Source organism: uncultured Pigmentiphaga sp. (assembly GCF_937950555.1).
Lineage (GTDB): Bacteria > Pseudomonadota > Gammaproteobacteria > Burkholderiales > Burkholderiaceae_B > Pigmentiphaga.
The window spans coordinates 1-6,690 of the sequence record NZ_CALFCW010000057.1 but is presented as its reverse complement, the minus strand read 5'-3'; the positions used below and the strand labels follow the sequence as shown (position 1 = coordinate 6,690).

4 protein-coding genes are annotated in these 6,690 nt (G+C 65.9%); all 4 read right to left on the bottom strand.

Annotation, left to right across the window (positions count from 1 at the left end):
- On the bottom strand, nucleotides 1-1,227 hold a 1,227-nt coding region (locus Q0319_RS13785; RefSeq protein ID WP_299453500.1), incomplete at its 3' end, for a tetratricopeptide repeat protein.
- Entirely contained in the window at nucleotides 1,203-2,441 is a 1,239-nt protein-coding gene (bcsZ, locus tag Q0319_RS13780) for a cellulose synthase complex periplasmic endoglucanase BcsZ (protein ID WP_299453497.1), read from the bottom strand. The genes bcsZ and Q0319_RS13785, both read right to left, overlap by 25 nt.
- A 13-nt stretch (nucleotides 2,442-2,454) precedes the next feature.
- Nucleotides 2,455-4,764: a cellulose biosynthesis cyclic di-GMP-binding regulatory protein BcsB gene (bcsB, locus tag Q0319_RS13775; RefSeq protein WP_299453494.1), complete on the bottom strand. Its 2,310-nt coding sequence runs from the start codon at nucleotides 4,762-4,764 to the stop codon at nucleotides 2,455-2,457.
- The coding region (bcsA, locus tag Q0319_RS13770) for a UDP-forming cellulose synthase catalytic subunit (protein ID WP_299453491.1) at nucleotides 4,764-6,690 on the bottom strand (1,927 nt) is incomplete at its 5' end. The genes bcsA and bcsB, both read right to left, overlap by 1 nt.

Here is a 6,690-nt window from a genome sequence, read left to right as displayed (position 1 = left end):
GGTCGCCTCAGCGGCGTCGAGCTGTCCGCTCTCGGCCAGCACGTCGCCGAGCTCGTTCTGGGCGGTCGGTTCGTTCGGATCCAGCTTGATCGCCTGCTCCAGGGATCGCCGTGCGTTGTCGAGCGCGCCGCTGGCGCGGGCGCCGCGAGCCTGCTCCAACAGGCTCCAGTAGGTGGCGCTGTTCAGCGCCGAGCGCCAGCGCGAGGCCGATCCTTGTCGCGACGCACGTTCGAGGAGGTCTTTGGCTTGCGCGAATTTTTCCTGCCGCAGGCGCACGATGCCCAGGCCGCCGAGCGCGTCGCCGTCGCCGGGGCGCGCGGCCAGCACGGCCTGGAAATCGTTTTCGGCCTTGAGCAGGTCGCCAGCGTCGAGTGCCTGGAAGCCGGCCGCAGCGCGTTGGCGCAAGGGGTCGGCGGAAACCGTGGCCGCCTGGCGGGTCGCACGCTGCTGGCGTTCGATTTCGTCGAGCTTCGTGCGCACGTCTACGTCGTCCGGGTAGGCTTCGAGATAGGCGCGATACAGTGGCGCATCGGCGGGTCGGGTGCCGGACCAGGCTAGGGCCTTGCGCCAGCTGTCCGCCGCCGCCTTGCCGACGTCGGGCCGCTTGGCCAACTCGGCAAGCCGTTGTATGCCTTCGCGCCGGGTCGCTTCCCGATAGGTCAGGTGCTGTGCCAGCGCCAGGGCGATGTGAGGATCGTTGGGCGACTCGCTCGCCAGCTTTTCCAGCCCTCGGCGCGCTTCGTCCCAGCCTTGCGGCGTCCCCCCCAGGGTTTGGTAATACTCGAGTGCGAGCGGCCCTTCGGGCGCCTTGCCGCCCAGGGCCGTCTGGTAGGTCGCCAGGGCTTCGGATGTTTGGCCGCTGCGGGCCAATTCCCGCGCCCGCTGCAGCACGCGGCTGCTTCCGCCGAGATTGATGGCTTGTTCCAACCGGGCGATCAGGGGGCTGTCGGGGTGCGTGCGCTTGAGCTGGGCGAGGTAACTACGGGCTTGTTCGGTGCGCCCCGCGTCCAGTTCCACGTTCCCCATGCCGTAGAGCGCTTCCGGGTGGTTGGGAGCCAGCTTGAGCAATTTCTGCCAGGCTTCGGCCGCGCGTTCGCCGTTGCCACGCGATTGCCAGTAGCGGCCTTGTTCGACCAGTACCTTGACTGGATCGCTCTGGGCCCACGCACCACTGTGGATGAGTGCGGCCAATAGTCCGACGACTACCGTTTTGCGGCGTGCAGACATACCTTCTCCCAGCTCAACTTAAGTGTTCCCGCCGTCAGGAATCGATATCGTTGTTCATCCCAGCCCATTCCGAACAGGCCGAGTACATAGTCGTAGTAACGCGGCGCGCGCTCAGTCGGCATGTCGGGCGCCGCAGGGAAATGCCCGCGCACGCGTGCGCGTTGGCGGTCCAGTTCGTCCTTGGCGCCGCGTGCAGCCAGATAGGGAAGCAGCGCGGCGGAAAACCCCACGGGGCCGCTGCCGCTCGCGGCACCCGTGGCCGCGTTGACCGACTCCGGGGGCAGGCCGTCCACGATGGCCTTCTCCATTCCGGCGAGCGCCTGCAGCATGGGCTTGGCCGCCGTATCAGAGCGGGCCGTCATGCCCGCCCACAGATAAACGCGTATGGCATCGTAGCTGCCCACCACGCCTTTTTCCGGATCGGCGACGAAGCCCTGCGTCGCGTCGGGCGCGGTGCGGTACGCCACCCAGTCGGCCACGACGCCTTGGGGCGTGACCGCCGCCATCATTTTCATCGTGTTGGCGGCAATCTCGCGCCAAGGCCCGCCCGGATCGAACTGCGCCAGGCGGCGCAGGACGGGCAGGGGCAGGTAGCGGGGGTTCAGCCGCCAGGTTGGGCCGTCCAGTTCGAAACCCGAAGGCCCGGGCAACAACATCTTGCCAAGCCCCGGCAGCTCCTTGACTTCATCGGCTGCGATGCGCGCCAGCAGCGCGCGCGCTTCGCGGCCATAGTCGGGACGCCGCCACAGGCGTGCCGCTTCGGCCAGTGCGTACGCGAACCAAAGGTCGGCATCGGAGGCCGCGTTGGCATCGAGTATGCCCCAGGTGCCGTCATCGCGGCGCCCCCATTGCCAGGCCGGCAAGCGTGCGGCGGCGTCGCCTTGCGCAAGGTTGTTCACGCTCCATCGCCAGGCCCGCTCGAAGGCGGCTGGGTCATTGGCGACCAGCGCGAAGAACATGGCGTAGGACTGCCCTTCGGAGGTGGAGTGCTGCTGTGGCACGCTGGGGTCGACCACGCGTCCGTCGGCTTGCATGAAGCGCCGCTGGAAGTCCTGCCACAGTGGCCAGTCTGCGGGAGGGCACGGCGCAGCGCTGAAGGAAGCGGACGGCAAGGCCAGGCATAGCGCAGCCGCCCAGCGCGTTAGCCGCGCGCGGACGGGGCCCCTTTGCGTGCCGGTCCGGGAGAGCTTCAGGCTGAACGCGACCTTGTCCATGTTTGTCTCGGCGTCAGGAGGCCAGGCGCCGGCGGGCGCGCGAACGCAGCGACAGGTAGAGGATCACGGCCAGCACCAGGGCTGCCAGCACTCCGAGCAAGGCGAGCAGGAGCGGATGGTTGGACAAGAACCACTGGACGTACAGGATCGGGTTGAGTGAACCGACGAAATAGGTCTGGTCTGCCGTCAGGCTGTCGACCTGCTTGTTCCGGACCACGACGGCACTGCCCTGGATGTGCTTGACCAAGTCCGGATCCAGCGTGGCCTGGACCACGTGGTGCAAGCCGGCAGGTTGGTTGGCGGCGATCAGGACGACGCTGCGTCCGCTGGACAGCGGCGATTCGAACCCGGCGATGACCGCGTCGGTGCTGGCGCTATTGAACGCCAGTTCCTGACGCGTGGGTTTGGCGTTGGTGCGGGCGTCCGTGTCCAGCCAGTTGAAGAGTTGATAGACCTTGTCGGACAGCGAGAAGCGCTTGACATTACCGTCCAGGCTCACGGGCATGTGTTTGGACCATTGGGTGAGCAGCGGCTGGTTGCCGCTCGATGCAATCACCAGCAGGTCTTTGCCTGCCACGGACTCGACGCGTTGCGCTTGCGTGACCGTGACGCCGGTGGCGGGATAGCCGGTCGATTCTCCCATGCGCCCCAGCATCGTCAGGTAGGTGGAGTAATCGGCGGGCGAGGGCGTATCGGGCAACACCACCGCGGTATCCGACAAGTCCGCCATCCTGGTGAACGGGAAGCCGCTGTTGCTGAAAGCGGCCAGGTCAGGCATGGCGATGAAGTGGGAGAAGTGGGAGATGTCGATCGTGGAGTCCGGCTCTATGGTGCCCCGCACGTTGTCCAGCACGACGTCCTTGCATTCGCCCTGCTTGATGTAGTCATAGTAGTAATGGAACTGCATCTGCGTCTTGGCAGGGAGCATGAAGAGCGGGATCTGGAACTTTGCCCGCGCAGGCACGGTGCCGTCCGGCAACACCTTGTTCAGCAGCCGGTCCACGTGCGTGGATGCGTCGTGGCGGACCGCGCGGAGCGGCTCCGACCGCAGGAAGCGCTCGTTGATGTTGATGTTGAGCGTGGACTTGTCCGGTTCGGCGCGCGGGGTATAGCGATATTTCAGGTCGACCGGAATGCCCTTGTCGCGCCAGGCGAAGAGGTCCGGAGGCATGCGGAAATTGACCCGGATCAGGTCGGGCGAGTAACCGGAGACGTTCAGCGCGGCCGCGTCCGCCAGTTCGCCAAACTTGACTGGCCGGTCTGCGCGCAGCCAGTTGGGGGCGTCATAGGGCTTGCGCGGCTTGAGCTGTTCGACGCCGGTGATGGTGGCGACTTGGCCCGACAGGGTGGGGGCGCCGATCGCAAGCGCCATGGCGGCGGTTTTCAGTTCGGCGGCATCGCGGCCCAGCACGAGCAGCAATTTGCCGTACGGGTCGTTCGGGTGGGTAACGACCGCCACCGTCGGCCCCTGGACCTGGGGCCAGTCCACGCCGGGAATGCGCTCATTGGCCGTGGCGAGGATGATCGCATTGCCGCTGTCGGGCAGCACATTCTGCGACACGGGGAAGGTGGCACCCCGGTAGCTCGCGAGGGCACCGAACCAGGAGGACAGCACGCCTGCCGCCTCCAGCGCGGCATTGCTGGGCGTGCCGGCGAAAACGAAAGGCAGGTTCAAAGGCCGGATGTCACGTCGATCGAAGAACGGCCGGGGCAGCAGCGCCAAGTCGTTCTCCAGCGCGATGCGGGTCACCCGCAGCTCCAAGGTGCTGGCGTTGCTGATGTTGGCCCACAGGCTGGAATGGGCAGGGTCTTCGCAATCCAACGTGTAATGGCCGATCAGCTGCAGGTTCAGCCGGTTGAACTCGGTGATGAGCCGGGGCGGGATAGGAATCTCGCGCGTGAGATTGACGCCACCCTGCTCCTTGGTCACTGCCAGGGAGGAGGCGACTTCGCCGTTGACCAGGACGTTGATGTGCGAGAGCACCGGCAGCAGCGCCGGGGAGTAGGCATACGAGAGGCGCAGCGTGGCGCCGGTCACCACCTCGTCCGCGCGCACGCTGAACGGAACGCCGTAGATCCCGTCGATGCCGCGCAGCTGGACGGGGTAAAGCGCACCCAGTTGCTTGAGGCTATAGGTATAGGTCCGGGATGCGCCGGTTGCGGACGACGCAGCATACGGGGACGTCGCGAGCGACGACGGGCCGGCCGCTGCAGCCAGCGATAGACCATTCGGAGCGCAGACGAGCAGCCCCGCGACCAGGGAGGGCAGCGTGCGCAGCCGCGCGGCTGCGGCGAAGTTCCTAAGGGCAGACCTCGAGATCATTAATCCCTCGTATGGAGAGTGGATGAAACGGCGCGGGCGCGCCGAGACGGGGTGACGAGACGAACCAAGCCCCGGGCCAGGTCCGTGAAGCCTTTCAGGGAGATCCGGAGCACGGAGGCGAAGGCACGAGGCAGTGAGTCGCGCTGCCGCTGGCCCCAGACGCTGGCCCAGTTGTCCGCGCGGGCGAAGGTCAGCTGAGCCAGTTCGACCTCTTGCTGGACGTTGAGCGGCTGGAATTGCAAGCCGAGGTGATCCCCGCGCCGGAACGCGGCCGCGACGGGGAACACGCCTTCTTCCTGTCCCCGATAGAGCGAGACGTGCATGGGCTCGTCCATGGGAATCTCGACGTCGGCAGGCACGCGCAGGCCGATGCCGGTCTGCGAGAAATCGATGGTCTCGCAAGCGAGGGTCTTGCCGCTGGCAAAGCGCAGGGTGGCCGGCATGCGCATGCCGACGCGGGGGGAGCGCCGGACTTGCCGGGTTTCGTTCGCCACGGCGACGGCGGCGCCCGTCATGATGATGTTGTAGCCGGTCCAGGCCAGGTTGATCAGCAGCGTCGAGACGTCCGGGGACTCCATGAAGAAGAGTTTGCCGATGCCCACGACGGCGCCGAGCAGGTTCAGCGCGAGCAGCACGATATAGGGCCGGGCCATGTCCCAGTCGAAGAAGCCTTCTTCGGTAATGCCGCCCTTGGCCGTCACGTTGAACTTGCCCGCGCGCGGGTTGATGAACGCGTACAGGGTGGGGCGCAGGATGTACCACGCCAGCACCGATTCATAGACCTCATTCCAGAAGGAATGGCGGAACCTGCCCTGCATGCGCGAGTTCGTGACTGATGCATGGCAGAGGTGGGGTAATGCGTAGGCGGCAATCAGGAACGCAGTGGCCTGGAAGACGTGCGCGTTGAGCAGCAAATACGCGAGCGGCGCGGTCAGGAACACCAGCCGGGGCAACCCGTAGAAGAAGTGCATCATCGCGTTCAGGTAGCACAGCCGCTGCCCGAGGGTCAGTCCGGGGCCCAGCAGCGGGTTGTCCACCCGGCATATCTGCGCCATGCCGCGCGCCCAGCGTATGCGCTGGCCGACGTGGCCGGAGAGGCTTTCCGTAGCCAGTCCCGCGGCCTGCGGAATGGCGAGGTAAGCGGTGTTGTATCCCTTGCGGTTCATCTTGAGCGCCGTGTGCGCGTCTTCGGTAACGGTCTCCACTGCAACGCCGCCCACTTCCAGCAGCGGGGCACGGCGGATCATGGCGCAGGAGCCGCAGAAGAACGTGGCGTTCCAGAGGTCGTTGCCGTCTTGCACCAGGCCGTAGAAGAGTTCACCCTCGTTCGGGACGACCTGGAACGTGTTGAGGTTCTTCTCGAAGGGGTCGGGCGAGAAGAAGTAGTGGGGCGTCTGCAGCATCGCGAGCTTGGGATCACGGAGGAACCAGCCCATGCAGATCTGCAGGAATGACCGTGTCGGTATGTGGTCGCAATCGAAAATCGCCACGTATTCGCCGTCGGTGAGCGTCAGCGCATGGTTGATGTTGCCGGCTTTGGCGTGCGCGTTGTTGTCGCGCGTAATGTAGCCGACGCCCACCTCTTCGCAGAACGCCTTGAATTCCGGCCGGCGGCCGTCGTCGAGCACGAATACCTTGAACTTGTCGACCGGCCAGTCCATGCCCACCGCGCTGTAGACCGTCTGGCGCACGACGTCGAGCGGCTCGTTGTAGGTTGGAATGAAGATATCGACGGTGGGCCACGTGCTCGGGTCGTCGGGCATGGGAGCAGGCTTGCGCCCGAGCGGCCATGCCGTCTGGAAATAGCCCAGGAGCAGCACCAGCAACGCATAGATTTCCGCGGCCACCAGCCCGAACCCGAAGAATGCGTCGATCAAATCCTCGAACCCCAGCGTGGAGGTCAGGCGCCAGTACATGTACCGGAGC